This window comes from Xylanibacter ruminicola (assembly GCF_900107775.1).
In the GTDB taxonomy this organism is placed as follows: Bacteria; Bacteroidota; Bacteroidia; order Bacteroidales; family Bacteroidaceae; genus Prevotella; species Prevotella ruminicola_C.
The window spans coordinates 662,141-677,320 of record NZ_FNRF01000002.1; the positions used below are offsets into that span (position 1 = coordinate 662,141).

General features: G+C 46.9%; 12 protein-coding genes. 8 read left to right on the top strand and 4 right to left on the bottom strand.

Going from position 1 to position 15,180, the window contains the following annotated elements; all coding sequences use genetic code 11:
* The 3 genes from ubiE to BLU97_RS06960 are packed head-to-tail and all read left to right on the top strand — an operon-like array spanning position 1 to position 2,665.
* On the top strand, positions 1-732 hold the full coding sequence (ubiE, locus tag BLU97_RS06950; protein ID WP_074760831.1) for a bifunctional demethylmenaquinone methyltransferase/2-methoxy-6-polyprenyl-1,4-benzoquinol methylase UbiE: 732 nt from the start codon (positions 1-3) through the stop codon (positions 730-732).
* Between the two features lie 11 nt (positions 733-743).
* Positions 744-1,490 carry a shikimate dehydrogenase family protein gene (locus tag BLU97_RS06955; RefSeq protein WP_033149280.1) on the top strand — a complete coding sequence of 249 codons (747 nt, stop codon included), beginning with the start codon at positions 744-746 and terminating at the stop codon, positions 1,488-1,490.
* A gap of 8 nt (positions 1,491-1,498) precedes the next feature.
* Positions 1,499-2,665, top strand: coding sequence for an AIR synthase-related protein (locus BLU97_RS06960; protein ID WP_074760832.1), 1,167 nt, complete (start codon positions 1,499-1,501; stop codon positions 2,663-2,665).
* A gap of 87 nt (positions 2,666-2,752) precedes the next feature.
* Here the strand turns inward: BLU97_RS06960 and BLU97_RS06965 are convergent, their stop codons facing one another.
* From BLU97_RS06965 to BLU97_RS06980, 4 genes are all read right to left on the bottom strand, one after another.
* On the bottom strand, positions 2,753-5,104 hold the full coding sequence (locus BLU97_RS06965; protein WP_074760833.1) for a DNA/RNA helicase domain-containing protein: 2,352 nt from the start codon (positions 5,102-5,104) through the stop codon (positions 2,753-2,755).
* The gene (locus tag BLU97_RS06970) at positions 5,101-5,430 is read right to left on the bottom strand and encodes a nucleotide pyrophosphohydrolase (RefSeq protein WP_139208883.1); all 330 of its coding nucleotides are present in this window, start codon (positions 5,428-5,430) and stop codon (positions 5,101-5,103) included. The genes BLU97_RS06965 and BLU97_RS06970 overlap by 4 nt, the downstream gene beginning before the upstream one ends.
* A gap of 233 nt (positions 5,431-5,663) precedes the next feature.
* The gene (locus BLU97_RS06975; RefSeq protein ID WP_317039891.1) at positions 5,664-6,449 is read right to left on the bottom strand and encodes a metallophosphoesterase; all 786 of its coding nucleotides are present in this window, start codon (positions 6,447-6,449) and stop codon (positions 5,664-5,666) included.
* A gap of 352 nt (positions 6,450-6,801) precedes the next feature.
* Complete coding sequence (locus BLU97_RS06980; RefSeq protein ID WP_074760835.1) at positions 6,802-8,112, bottom strand: ATP-binding protein; 1,311 nt, start codon at positions 8,110-8,112, stop codon at positions 6,802-6,804.
* Between the two features lie 1,307 nt (positions 8,113-9,419).
* Here BLU97_RS06980 and prfA point away from each other — a divergent pair.
* From prfA to BLU97_RS07005, 5 genes are read left to right on the top strand one after another with little or no spacing between them, the layout of a single operon-like run.
* Positions 9,420-10,535 carry a peptide chain release factor 1 gene (prfA, locus tag BLU97_RS06985; protein ID WP_074760836.1) on the top strand — a complete coding sequence of 372 codons (1,116 nt, stop codon included), beginning with the start codon at positions 9,420-9,422 and terminating at the stop codon, positions 10,533-10,535.
* 11 nt (positions 10,536-10,546) lie between these two features.
* A complete protein-coding gene (pyrF, locus tag BLU97_RS06990) occupies positions 10,547-11,410 on the top strand; it encodes an orotidine-5'-phosphate decarboxylase (RefSeq protein WP_013063298.1) in 864 nt (287 codons plus the stop codon).
* 36 nt (positions 11,411-11,446) lie between these two features.
* Entirely contained in the window at positions 11,447-12,676 is a 1,230-nt protein-coding gene (locus BLU97_RS06995) for an HD domain-containing protein (protein WP_074760837.1), read from the top strand.
* A gap of 37 nt (positions 12,677-12,713) precedes the next feature.
* Positions 12,714-13,757 carry a UDP-3-O-(3-hydroxymyristoyl)glucosamine N-acyltransferase gene (gene lpxD / locus BLU97_RS07000; protein ID WP_013064825.1) on the top strand — a complete coding sequence of 348 codons (1,044 nt, stop codon included), beginning with the start codon at positions 12,714-12,716 and terminating at the stop codon, positions 13,755-13,757.
* Positions 13,758-13,763: 6 nt separating this feature from the next.
* A complete protein-coding gene (locus BLU97_RS07005; protein WP_139208886.1) occupies positions 13,764-15,161 on the top strand; it encodes a bifunctional UDP-3-O-[3-hydroxymyristoyl] N-acetylglucosamine deacetylase/3-hydroxyacyl-ACP dehydratase in 1,398 nt (465 codons plus the stop codon).
* Positions 15,162-15,180 lie beyond the last annotated feature (19 nt).

Genomic DNA, 15,180 nt, shown 5'->3' on the forward strand with positions numbered 1-15,180 from the left:
ATGTACGAACAGGAGAAGATAAAGCCATACGGCGAAGGTGAAAAAGCGTCGCAGGTAGAGCAGATGTTTGATAACATCGCCCCTACCTACGACAAGCTTAACCACCGTTTGTCGTGGGACATCGATAAGGGCTGGCGCCGTAAGGCCATCAAGGCTTTGGCGCCCTACAAGCCCCAGTCGCTGCTCGATATAGCCACAGGCACAGGCGACTTCGCCATCCTGGCCACCCAGATGCTGCAGCCCACCCGCGTGGTAGGTGCCGACATCAGCGAGGGCATGATGGAGATAGGCCGACAGAAGGTAAAGGCACTCGGTCTCGACAGCATAGTAACCTTCGAGAAAGAGGATTGCCTACACCTATCTTATAATAGCGATACCTTCGACGCCGTTACCGCCGCATTCGGCATCCGCAATTTTGCCGACCTCGATGCCGGTCTGCGCGAAATGTACCGCGTGCTTAAGCCCGGTGGCCATCTCAGCATCGTAGAGCTTACCACACCTGTTAAGTTCCCCATGAAGCAGCTGTTCCACATCTACTCGCACACCGTGCTCCCCGTTTATGGCCGATTGATCTCGCGCGACACCAGCGCCTACTCCTATCTCACAAAAACCATCGAGGCTTTCCCCCAGGGCGAGCGCATGGTAGATATTCTGATGAAGGCAGGATTTGCCGAGGCCTCGTTCCGCAGGCTCACCTTCGGCATCTGCACCATGTATTTTGCAACTAAATAAATACGAAATTTATGGACAAGTACGGACTTATCGGTTATCCCTTGGGACATTCGTTCTCCATCAGCTACTTCAACCAGAAGTTTGCCGACGAAGGCATCAATGCCAAGTACGAGAACTTTGAGATTCCCACGATTGATGAACTCCCCGAGATCATCGACCGCAATCCCAACCTTAAAGGTCTCAACGTCACCATCCCTTATAAAGAGAAGGTGATTCCTTTCCTCGACAGCATTTCGCCCGAGGCACGTGCCATCGGTGCTGTCAATGTGATCCGTGTGGTCCATGAGAAGAATAAAACGCTGCTCAAGGGCTATAACAGCGATGTCATCGGGTTTACCCAGAGCATCGAGAGCATGCTCGACCCCAAGTGGCACAAAAAAGCCCTTATCCTGGGCACCGGCGGCGCCTCAAAGGCCATTAACTTCGGTCTCAAGTCGTTAGGCATCGAGCCCGTGTTCGTCAGCCGTTACGAGCGCCCCGACACCATCCAGTACAATCAGATTACCCCCGAGGTTATCAAGGAGTACAACGTCATTGTTAACTGCACGCCATTAGGCATGTATCCCAAAACCGACGAGTGCCCCGACCTGCCTTACGAGGCAATGGACTCGCACACCATCCTTTACGACCTCATTTATAACCCCGACCAAACCCTGTTTATGCGCAAGGGCGCCAAGTACGGTGCCGAGGTTAAGAACGGCCTCGAGATGCTCCTGCTCCAAGCCTTCGCCAGCTGGGAATTTTGGCACGAAAAATAATTTAGATTATGGATAATAGATATATGATGCGAGGCGTGAGTGCCGCTAAGGAAGACGTGCACAACGCCATCAAAAACATTGACAAGGGAATCTTCCCACAGGCCTTCTGTAAGATTATCCCCGACATCTTAGGGGGCGACCCAGAGTATTGTAACATCATGCATGCCGATGGCGCTGGCACCAAGTCGGCCCTCGCCTACATGTATTGGAAAGAGACTGACGACCTCTCAGTATGGAAAGGTATCGCTCAGGATGCCATCGTGATGAATACCGACGACCTGCTTTGCGTGGGTGCCGTTGATAACATCCTGGTATCAAGCACCATCGGTCGTAACAAGATGTTGATTCCTGGCGAGGTTATCTCAGCCGTTATCAACGGTACCGACGAGTTGCTGGCCGAGCTGCGCGAGATGGGTATCGGTATCTACCCCACTGGTGGTGAGACTGCCGATGTAGGCGACCTGGTTCGCACCATCATCGTAGATAGCACCGTTACCTGCCGCATGAAGCGTGCCGACGTGATTGATAATGCCAACATCAGTCCAGGCGATGTTATCGTTGGTTTGTCGTCAACCGGTCAGGCCACTTACGAGAAGCGCTACAATGGTGGTATGGGCTCAAACGGTCTTACCTCAGCCCGTCACGATGTGTTTGCCAAGTATCTGGCCGAGAACTACCCCGAGAGCTTCGATCACGCTGTACCCGACGAGCTCGTGTATAGCGGCAAGTACAAGCTTACCGATGCTGTCGAAGGTTCGCCCGTTAATGCCGGTCAGCTCGTGCTCTCACCCACCCGCACCTACGCACCAGTTATCAAGAAGCTGCTCGACGAGCTCCGTCCCGAAATCCACGGTATGGTTCACTGCACAGGTGGCGCCCAGACCAAGGTGCTCCACTTCGTGAACGACAACTGCCGCGTGGTTAAGGACAACATGTTCCCCGTGCCCCCATTGTTCCGTGCCATCCACGAGTGCTCAGGTACCGATTGGAAGGAGATGTACCAGGTATTCAACATGGGTCACCGCATGGAAATCTACGTACGCCCCGAGGTTGCCGATCAGGTCATCGCCCTCTCAAAGAGCTTCAACATCGATGCTCAGGTAGTAGGACATATCGAGGAAGGCAAGAAGAGCCTCACCATCAAGAGCGAGTTCGGTACATTCGATTACGAGTAAACCCGTTTACACATACAAAAAGCAGCGGAGCCCCACGGCCCCGCTGTTTTTATACGAATTAAGTTTACATTATTTTTCTTTCATAAATTACAAGACACCAACTAATTCGCCTACAACCTGGAACTCATCACCATCCTCGGGAGTGATGATAATACTATTATAATCACGGTTCAGCGGTTTCAATTCAATCTTCTCGTGTTGCCAAGAGCCAAATTCATCGTAACTCTTCACACTCGAATACTCTTTGATAGAATAAGCCCCAGCATTGTCGGCATCATAATAATTACGATGTTGTACCAACATAATTTTGCCCTGTCTGCTGCCAGCCGGATTGATGCGGAACACACAGAAATCTCCATCATTGATGCGAGGTTCCATAGAGTGTCCGCAGGCTTGTACAACAAACATGTTGCGATTTAACTTCCCCATGCCTTCCACTCTTATCCATCCCAACTCGCTGTAGTCTTCGCCTTCGCCGAAATAACCACATGCAGCCTTCATCGAATATACCGGCAGGAAATCAATGTATTTTACATCATCATTAACTACAGGCTCAATACGAACTGTTGGTTCTTTTGATGGTTTCTCGGCCATTAGTTCGCGAAAATGCTCGGCCAAAGCCTTGTCACAGAAATACACATAGCAGCCCTTCATACCACGGGTCATCAGTGTACGATAAGTATTTTTGATGATGGCATCAGCTGATTGTAAAGCTTCGGTTGGATTCTTACGTACCATCGCCTTGAAACCTTTAAGCGACTGATCGTTAGGCGAACGCTTAAATCCATCCGTTACTACCCGGTTGTTTTTATACGTCAAGTCTGGTCCAACAATCACTCCAACATAATCAAGCTCCAACCCTTGACAAGTATGGATGCATCCTATCTGATCGATTGATTTCTCGCCAATCAACCAAGGCTCGTTACTATTAAAGTTCCATTGTTTACGAAAACCGAACTGAGGTATAACAATATCGTAGGCAGCATGGTTCTGTTTACTATTCCAATCCCAGCAATACCCAGCCACTACTCTACTTTTATTGTTTGCTTGATTTCTACGTTTCACCTCTTCGAACATCTCGGTCGGCGAATCATATATACGGAAATCATAATCTTCTGCGGTTAATCGTATATTGGCGGTTTCACGAATCTGCAAAGCATTGTCCAACCAACTAAGAAAACCATCAGAACCATTACAACGGAATTGAGAACTAAGATGCTCCAGATGTACATCAGCTCCCATCTCCTCTGCATATTGTTTGATGGATTGCACACTACCGATATCTTTCATGTGTATACGTTGGCAATCATCTACAAAGAATACAGAAAACCTTGCTGTCTTGATTATTTCCTTAATCTGATTCTCACCTTTGTTTGAGAACAGTCCACTCTTAAGATTCAATCTATGTGCTTCATCAACAATCAAAGCCCCCATCGTGTCGGGCATAGTCTCAGTAAAGGTTCCACTACCAACGAATAGATTATCAATGTATGTTTTCTTAAAACTACCTGATAGTTTTACACTATAAACTGCACGTGGTGCACTATTCTTGGTTACGTATTGCGAAGCAATGCCCTCGGCTGTGAGATTAACCAACAGATTGATTGCCAATACACTCTTACCTGTACCAGGACCACCCTCAACTATCAGTACTTGCTTTTTGCCTTGCTGTGCCTTCTCTGCCAGATAGACTGCCGACTCATACACCACCTTTTGATCGTCAAGCATCATAAACTCTTCATTGCCACGAAGCATGGATGTTAAGGAGTCAGCCAGTTGCTTTGAGGGTCGCAACTTACCATTATCAATCTTCCAAAGCACATCTTCGGGCGAGCAATATCGCACATAACGTAAAATATAGTCCTGTAATCGTGCTGCATCGTTTTTTAGGAATACAGGCGCCTTTACTACATAGTCCTCGTAAAGTTTGCCATTAATCATGCCATCAGGTGCATAATTGTGCAAATAAGCACAAGGGCAAATGTCAACGCCTCGCTCCTGAATGGTCATGTTATAGTTCTGTAACATATAAGCATACGACCAGGCCTGATATGATGGGTGAGCTACCTCAGCCTTACCATGTTGGAATTTTGTAACAACAACGCCAGGTTTTGGGGTTGGCTCTGCATTTTCCCATTGCTTTAATTCAATGATTACAAGTTGCTCTCGTTTCTGGGAGTTTAAGCCAGAAACAATAAAATCTACTCGCTTTGCGGTCAACGGAATCTGATATTCTATAGCCACTCCGGTATCATCGGGTAATTCGGGCGTATTAACCACTCTCGACATATATTGCATTGAATTTTGCCACGAACGCACCTCGTTAGGCGAAGTATGCCTGCCAAGGTGCTCGTAAAACGCCTCGTCGATGTTATCTGCAATCGTGTTATTGAAAACATCAGTAACAAACTGCTTCTTAGTGGCTCTATAGATAATCATAGTTCGTTATATTTCTTAGCACTCCCGTAGGCTTTGTCTACAGGATATTTCTCGGCATTGCGTTTTAGTTTATCCAATACTATTTGCTTAATGTCGAGATTGTATTTGTCAGCGATAAGGATAGCGTAGTTTACGATGTCAGCCAGTTCCTCTTTCACCTTCTCAACTTTTACATCGTTGGCATCTTTCCACAGAAAGGCCTCGTTCAGTTCTGAAGCCTCGATTGACAAGGCTAAAGCCAGATCCTTTCCATTATGAAATTGATCCCAATCGCGCTCTTGAGTAAACTCGACAATTGCCTTACGCAGTTCCTCTAAATCGCTCATATCTCTTCTCGTATTTTGCGTCATACATCTTTAAAGTGACCACAAATCCTGCATCACCACTGGTAGTAATCACGCCATCATGGCGCAGGTATGGACATTGCAAAAGTACAAAAAGTTTTGTGAAATACACAAGAATGGGGCTAAAAATATGCAATTTAAAAGAAAAAAGTCTCAAAATATTTGGAACTTATTGAAATTGTTCTTGCTTTTTAGCATGCGGCTGAGCCGAGCGCTTAAAGAATCTCTCTTAATTCCATAATATCGAGCATATGGAATATCACATGATCTATTTCGGCGTGCCAGCTCTCGTGGAAATGTCCGTAATACCAATTACTTAAAGGATGATTCTTGCTATAAAGATAACTATAGATATCGTCCATCACCTGGCGCTCATACCTTACGTCGTCCAACAAATCAACATCATGCGCAGCCCAGCTTTCCAAGAAATGGTGTGATGATAATTCACAGAACGATGGTGAAGTATGGGTAATTATGGTATCTACAGCGCATTGCTGATCAATTTTATTAAGCTTCTCCTTGTTAAATTCAGGGAGTTCATTTGACCAATAAACATTTGGCAAAAGAGGATCATTTGGATTGGGTATATGAAATTTATTAGATGTCATACGAAGAGTTCTGTCGATGGATGTTGCACCACCTACACAAAGAACCGTATGACCACAAGCCTTAATTACCGAATAATCACATAACGTACGCCAGCGTTGGTGTTTTATTGGCAGTCTGTTGAAATAAGCTGGATTATCGTGATTTCCTCTTATAAAAGCTATCCAGTTATTGGATTTTGAAAGCCGGTCGCGACAACGATTGTAAACAGCCTCATAATAGCCAGGCCTTTCAAAACCGAATCCACAATCACCAGCTACAATGATAAGTGTATCGGTCATTTCATACTGTACGCAGCACTTAAATACGAGCTGAGTAAAATCACCATGAATATCGCCACTCACTACGATTTTCTTGGCGCGAGGGTATTCTACTATATTGCTGTTTCTATTCACTATTTTTATTTGTATTATTGCATGCAAAGATACAACAAATAAGTGAAATAAAGAAAAACTAAGAATAAAAATAATCGTCTTTCAACAAAAACAAGGGTTTAGAGAGAATGATTCAACTTTTGGCAGGGGTAAGGTAAAATCCATTCCGCTCGGCTTTGCCGCTTCGTTTACGAAGAACTTTTTCTAGGGTAGTACAGTTTTCCCCTCTATAGCTCCATGTTGAGTGGTAGTTCGGAATTTCCGAACAACCACTGTCTCGTCCAATTCCTTGTCCTCAAAGATATTCCATACAATCGCCATTTTAGAAGGCATCTGCCGTTCATTAAACCAGATGACATCTACTGTGCGAGCTTTACATTTGATTGTTAAAATATCCTAGTACCCCATATAGAGGAATGTTCTCCATCCAGTCCTGATCGATATAGGACTTCATAGAACAACGCAAACCTTTCAGATGCTTATCGGCGTGATCAACTGTTACAAACTGTTTTAGCGACTTACTTTTCACGTTCTCCTCTGCCTTAACCTCGGTGGGGATAATGCGTTCGGCCGTCTGAACTAAGAAATCAACTTCCTGAGTAGAATTATCCTTGCTGAAATAATAGACATCCAAAGCCCCAATTGATTTTAATTGCTGCAATACATAATTCTCTGTAAAAGCTCCTTTGTATTCTGTAAACACACCATTATTAATGAGCATGAGCCTTGGGCTGGCCTTAGACATAGCCCCTAAAAGCCCCACATCCAACAGATAAAGTTTGAATGCATCGAAGTCTTCATAGAACTTCAATGGCATCGCAGGATTCTTACATCTGCGAATCTTATATACAAGGCCTGCCCTTACAAGCCATTCTATTGCGATTTCAAAATCGCGAGCTCGACCACCTTCCTTTACTGCACCATAGATAAACTTCTTGTTTTCTTTAGCAAGCTGATTTGGAATACTTTCCCATACCATACGTATGCGTTCTGTTTCATCACCTGCATGCTTGGCAAAATCGTTGTCATATGCCCGCAAGATTTCCTCGTGTATCTGCCGTACTTTATTTACATCTCCCTTTGTGGTATATTGCAATACTGCCTCAGGCATTCCGCCTACATAATAGTATTGTCGTAGTAGTTCCTGAATCTTAGAATCCAATAACTGCACCATTCCCCAATCTGTACGTGCCAAAATCTCAGCAATTCTTTCTTCACCTTTTGCCCAAAGAAACTCCTCGAATGTCATAGGATAAAGTGTGAGAAGATTAACCTTGCCAACAGGATAAGACTCACCTTTACGATGAGTGGTGCCAAGCAGCGAACCTGCTGCAACAACATGCTGCTCGCGTGCATTTTCACAAAAATATTTTAAGCTGTCAAGCCCTCTATACGCCTCCTGAATCTCGTCCATGAATATCAGCGTCTTGCCTGCTGTAATCTTTTGATTCGTTATGGATTCCAACAAATATAAGATGCGATCTACCTTAAGATCAACACGAAATATCTCCTGTGCTTCAGGATCATCATGAAAATTCACATAAACCAGATTCTGGTATTCATTCTGTCCAAACTCTTTTAGCAGCCAAGTTTTGCCCACCTGACGAGCCCCCTCAAGCACCAAAGGCTTGCGGTCTGGGTCGTTTTTCCAATTTATCAGCGCATTATACAATTTTCTTTTCATATCAATCTACACTTTTCTGGATGAATTATCGCTGCAAATATACACTTTTTTGGACAAACCTCCAAATATTTTGCCAATTTTATGAGGGAATAATCACCACTTCTTGCCAATTTTATGAGGGAATAACTACCACTTCTTGCCAATTTTATGAGGGAATATTCGCCTATTTCTGATAAAGAGAACCGATCCTACTGATACCGCCTAAGGCCAGAGCCACATTCTTTCTGGTTGCTTTTGGGTAGTTGTTTCGCCCTTTTTGGGTAGTCAAATTCTCCTTTTGGGTGGTAAAAATCAACTCATCAGTTGCCTTTTGGGTAGTCAATCACCAGCTACTATCTAAGCCTTTGAAGAACTTTTCGTCTATGGTATTAATCAATTGTTTTTGTTCATTTTCTAAACCTTTTAGTTGTTCTTCACTCCCTACACATAAACATACATGCGATTTCTTCATGTGATAAAGTATTATTTTTCAGGAAACGATTGTTATATTGCTCCAAGAAATTCTGCGACTACATGCAGTTTTTCTTTAAAAATTATCCAAAATATTTGGAACTAATAGAAAATGCTTCTATATTTGCAGCGTCATTATTTTATACGAATAAACCTAACATTTATTTTTAGCTTAGGCTTGTAAACTCCGCTAAAATGCAAAAAACGAACCTCTAAACTCCGCTAAAATGCATGTAGTGGTGATAGCACCACACCGCACGCCGCACGCCGCAACTTTTTGGTTTTGCGGTGTGGATGGGTGCGATGGTGGAGGTAGATTAATTAGTATTATAAATATTATATATTATTATATATATTATAATATATATAATAATATATAATATTCTAAAGACAAGATGCTGCGAGTGTGAAGTACGGAAAAGTTGCGGCGTGCGGCGTGCGGTGTGGTGGTGAGCACAGGAAACGAGATTGTACTAATTTGAGCATAATCAGTAATATTCGAAGCCATAAAATCACTATTCTTTGCGCAAGAAATGGACAACCAAAATATTTTTGCTTTTTCAACTAAAAAAGTGGCTAAAACATTTGGTGGATTAAAATAATTTTCGTACCTTTGCAGAGCTCTCAGGAAAGAAGAATAAGACAACTATCACCTCCACCCCAAACGACACTTAGTTATTAACCATTTTAAAATTTAAAATCGAAATACAGAACACCTGCACTAAGCTTTACTATCGATTCACATTGCAAAATATAACCATAAAAAACAGAAAAACAGCATTTTAGCGGAAAAATATTTTGATATACGGGCTTTTTTTTGTAACTTTGCCGCCCAAATATAATATATTATAAATAAGATGGCAGAAACAAGTAACAGCATTCTACAAAAATTAGATGGACTGGAGGCACGATTCGAGGAGGTTTCGACCCTGATTACCGACCCCGCCGTGATTGCCGACCAGCAGCGATTTGTTAAACTAACAAAGGAATACAAGGACCTGGGCGATATTATGGACGCCCGCAAACGTTATATTGCGTGTCTGAATGGTATTAAGGAGGCTAAGGATATCCTGGCTAACGAGAGCGACCCAGAGATGAAGGAGATGGCACGCGAGGAGCTGACTATGAACGAGGAGTTACAGCCACAGCTTGAGGAGGAAATAAAGATTGCGCTGATACCGAAAGACCCCGAAGATGCCAAGAACGTAGAAATGGAGATACGTGCAGGAACAGGTGGCGACGAGGCTGCCCTGTTTGCTGGCGACCTGTTTAAGATGTACAAGAACTACTGCGAGTCGAAGGGCTGGCAGGTGTCGATTACCTACGTATCTGAGGGTGCCGTGGGCGGATTTAAGGAGGTTGACTTCTCGGTAACAGGTGCCGATGTTTACGGTACGCTGAAGTACGAGAGTGGTGTACACCGCGTGCAGCGTGTGCCAGTGACCGAGAGCAACGGACGTATGCAGACCAGTGCTGCCACCGTGGCCGTGCTGCCCGAGGCCGACAAGTTTGAGGTACACGTGAACGAGGGTGAGATCAAGTGGGATACCTTCCGTAGCTCGGGTGCCGGTGGTCAGAACGTGAACAAGGTTGAATCGGGTGTACGCTTGCGTTACATGTGGAAGAACCCTAACACTGGCGAGACCGAGGAAATCCTGATTGAGTGTACCGAGACCCGCGACCAGCCTAAGAACAAGGAGCGCGCACTCTCTCGTTTGTACACCTTTATTTATGACAAGGAGCACCAGAAGTACGTGGATGATATCGCCAACCGTCGTAAGAGTCTGGTTTCGACCGGCGACCGAAGCGCCAAGATCCGCACCTACAACTTCCCACAGGGTCGTGTAACCGATCACCGCATCGGCTATACCACACACGATCTGCAGGGTTTCCTGGGTGGCGATATCCAGGCCATGATTGATGCGCTGACCGTTGCTGAGAATGCCGAGCGCATGAAGGAAAATGAACTTTAAAAAACAAAGATATGACCAGAAAAGAACTGATAGAACAGATTCGCGAGAAGCAGAGCTTTCTGTGCGTGGGACTGGACACAGACCTGGACAAGATGCCCAAAGGCCTGAAGGAGATTGTGAAGAAAGAGTACGAGGAGGAGGAGATGACCTTCGGCATGCTGTTTGAGTTTAGCACCCGCATTATTGATGCTACTGCTCCCTACTGTGTGGCCTACAAGCCCAACCTGGCCTTCTACGAGGCTTACGGCATTGAGGGTATGGCCGCTTTCGAGGGCATTATCGAATATCTGCAGGAGAACTATCCCAAGCACCTGATTATAGCCGATGCCAAGCGCGGCGATATCGGTAACACATCGAAGATGTATGCCAAGACTTTCTTTGAGCAGTACAACGTGGATGCGCTGACCGTTGCACCTTACATGGGCGAGGATAGCGTTACACCATTCCTGGGCTACGACGGCAAATGGGTGGTGCTGCTGGCTCTTACCAGCAATAAGGGCAGCCACGACTTCCAGCTGATGAAGGACGAGAATGGCGAGCGATTGTTTGAGAAGGTACTGAAGAAGAGTCAGGAATGGGGCAACGACGAGAACATGATGTACGTGGTTGGTGCCACACAGGGACAGATGTTTGAGGACATCCGCAAGCTGGCTCCTAACCACTTCCTGCTGGTTCCTGGCGTTGGTGCGCAGGGCGGCAGTCTGGAGGAGGTTTGCAAGTACGGCATGATTAAGGACTGCGGTCTGCTGGTTAACTCTAGTCGCGGCATTATCTACGCCAGCAATGAGAAGGACTTTGACGAGGTGGCCGGACAGAAGGCCCAGGAGCTGCAGCAGCAGATGGCCAAGATCCTGGCAGATGCCGGCATCTGCTAATGGTCAATGTTCAATGTTCAATGTTCAATGTAACAAGTGGGCGAGGTTAAGATCATTAACGACCCGGTTTTCGGGTTTATCAAGATACCACGCGGCATACTCTACGGGATTGTAGAGCACCCGCTTTTTCAGAGGCTGAACCGCATCAATCAGTTGGGGTTGGCCTCTGTGGTGTATCCTGGGGCTAGGCATACGCGATTCCAGCACTCGCTAGGTGCTTTCCACCTGATGAGCGAGGCTATACAGAACCTGCAACAGAAGGGGCAGTTTATCTTCGACTCGGAAGCCGAGGCGGTACAGGCCGCCATCCTGATGCACGACATCGGGCACGGTCCGTTCTCGCATGTACTGGAGAACACGCTGATTAGCGGCATCAGTCACGAGGAGATCTCGCTGATGATGATGGAGGAGATTAACCGCTCGTTGAACGGACAGCTGAATCTGGCTATCTCGATATTCAAAGGCGAGTATCCGAAGAACTTCCTGCACCAGCTGATATCCAGTCAGTTGGATATGGACCGACTGGACTACCTGCGACGCGACTCGTTCTACACGGGCGTTACCGAGGGAAACATCGGTAGCGCACGTATCATCAAGATGCTGAACGTGGTAGACGATAGCCTTGTAGTAGAACAGAAGGGTATCTACTCGCTGGAGAACTATCTGACCACCCGACGACTGATGTACTGGCAGGTGTATCTGCACCGCACATGTGTGGCCTACGAAAAGGTGCTGGTAAACATGCTGAACCGCGCCAAGTGGCTGATACGAAACGGCCAGCAGGTGTTTGCATCGCCCGCCCTACTCTACTTCCTGGAGAACGATATCGATGCCGAGTGGTTTGCCACCCATACCGAGGCGCTGCAGTACTACAGCGAGCTGGACGACAGCGACATCTGGAGTGCCATGAAGGCCTGGAAGCACCACAGCGACAAGATACTGGCCACACTGGCTACCGACATGCTGGACCGCCACATCTTCAAGGTGGAGGTACTGGAGGAAGAGCCCACAGCCGAACGCCTGGACGAACTGAAACGCAGCATTGCCCAGCACATGGACATAGCTTACGAGGATGCCCACTATCTGATGAGTCTGAACACCATCCAGAAGGATATGTACAACGTGGATGATGATAAGATACAAATACTTTACAAAAACGGCGAAATCAGAGACATATCGGAAGCCTCGGAGCTGCTAAATGTTCAGTTACTATCAAAAAAAATACGAAAATATTATCTTTGTTATCAAAGATTTGAAGAAAAATAGTTATCTTTGCACGGATTTTTAAATAATTGCAAACAATATGGAGTTTACAGCCAAACAAATTGCAGAATTGATACAGGGAAGAGTGGAAGGCAATGAGAATGCAGCCGTTCGCACTTTCGCTAAGATTGAAGAGGGCGTTGAGGGAGCCATTTCGTTTCTCTCAAACCCAAAATATACCCATTACATTTACGACACCAAGTCGAGCGTAGTACTGATTAACGAGGATGTAGAACTGGAGCGCCCAGTAAGCTGCACACTGATTCGCGTGAAAAACGCCTACGAGTGCGTGGCCAAGCTGTTGCAGTTCTACGAGAGCATGAAGCCTGCCAAGACGGGTATCGACCCACTGGCATCAATCTCGCCCAAGGCTAAGGTTGGCGAGAACGTGTATATCGGTGCATTCGCCGTGATTGGCGATGGCGCTGTGATCGGCGACGGCTGTCAGATTTATCCCCACACCGTGATTGGCGATGGCGTACAGGTAGGTCAGAAATGCCTGTTCTACCCCCATGTAACCATCTATCAGGGATGTAAGATTGGAAATAATGTTACAATACACGCAGGTAGCGTGGTAGGTGCCGACGGCTTTGGCTTTGCACCTAACACCGAGGGCTACGATAAGATTCCACAGATTGGTATCGTAGTGATCGAGGATAACGTTGAGATTGGTGCCAACACTTGTATCGACCGCAGCACCATGGGACAGACCACCATCCGCAAGGGTGTGAAGCTGGACAACCTGATTCAGGTGGCTCACAACTGCGAGATTGGCGAGAACACCGTGATGAGTGCTCAGGTAGGTCTGGCAGGCAGCACCAAGATTGGTGCCTGGTGTATGGTTGGCGGACAGGCTGGATTTGCAGGACACATCCAGGTGGCCGACAAGACTTTTGTAGGTGCCCAGTGCGGTGTGATCAGCAACACCAAGGGTAATGGTGAGCAGCTGATCGGTTCGCCCGCCGTTAATCCAAAGATGTACTTCAAAGCACGCGCCATCGATGCCAAGCTGCCCGATATGTATCGCCAGGTAGCCGCCCTGCAGCGCGAGATCGACGCCCTGAAAGAAAAACTGGAGAAATAAAAGAAAATAAATGATATGAAACAGAAAACACTGAAAGGCAGCTTTTCTTTGTTCGGAAAAGGTCTGCATACAGGTTTGAACCTGACCGTTACATTCAACCCTGCCCCCGAGAATACAGGTTATAAGATTCAGCGAATCGACCTGGAGGGTCAGCCTATCATCGACATCGACGCCATTGCCGAGAACGTAATCGATACCCAGCGCGGTACCGTGCTGGCTAAGGGTGATGCGCGCGTTTCGACCGTTGAACATGGTTTGTCGGCCCTCTATGCACTGGGCATCGACAACTGCTTGATTCAGGTTAACGGTCCCGAGTTCCCTATCCTCGACGGTTCGGCCATCCTCTACGTAAACAAGATTCAGGAGGTGGGCATCGAGGAGCAGAACGCACCCAAGGATTACTATATCATCCGCAAGAAGATAGAGATTAAGGACGAGCAGACAGGATCGTGCATCACCATCCTGCCCGACGATGCATTCACCATCACCGCCATGTGCTCGTTCGAGAGTAAGTTTATCAACTCGCAGTTTGCAACACTCGACGACCCCGCCAAGTATGCCACCGAGATTGCCAGCGCACGTACCTTCGTGTTTGTACGCGATATCGAGCCTCTGCTGCAGGCCAACCTGATTAAGGGCGGCGACCTGGATAACGCCATCGTTATCTACGAGCGTCAGACCACTCAGGAGCGTCTGGACATGCTGGCTGACATGCTGCACGTGGAGCATCGCGACGCTACCGACCTGGGTTACATTCAGCACAAGCCCCTGCAGTGGGAGAACGAGTGCACACGCCACAAGCTGCTGGATATCATCGGCGATATGGCACTGATTGGTAAGCCCATCAAGGGACGCATCATTGCCACACGTCCTGGCCACACCGTAAATAATAAGTTCGCACGCATGATGCGCAAGGAGATTCGCAAGCACGAGATCCAGGCACCTATCTACGATCCGAACGAGGAGCCAATCATGGACGTGAACCGTATTCGTGAACTGCTGCCACACCGCTACCCCATGCAGCTGGTTGACAAGGTGGTAGAGCTGGGCGCAACCACTATCGTAGGTATCAAGAACATCACCGCCAACGAGCCTTTCTTCCAGGGACACTTCCCACAGGAGCCCGTAATGCCAGGTGTGCTGCAGATTGAGGCTATGGCCCAGTGCGGCGGACTGCTGGTACTGAACACACTGGAGGAGCCCGAGCGCTGGAGCACCTACTTTATGAAGATAGATGATGTGAAGTTCCGTCAGAAGGTGGTACCAGGCGACACCCTGATTTTCAAGGTTGAGCTGTTGGCACCCGTACGTCACGGTATCTCATCGATGAAGGGCTACGTTTTCGTTGGCGACCACGTAGTAAGCGAGGCCACCTTCACCGCCCAGATCGTAAAGAATAAGTAAAGTTCAAAGTTCAAAGAAA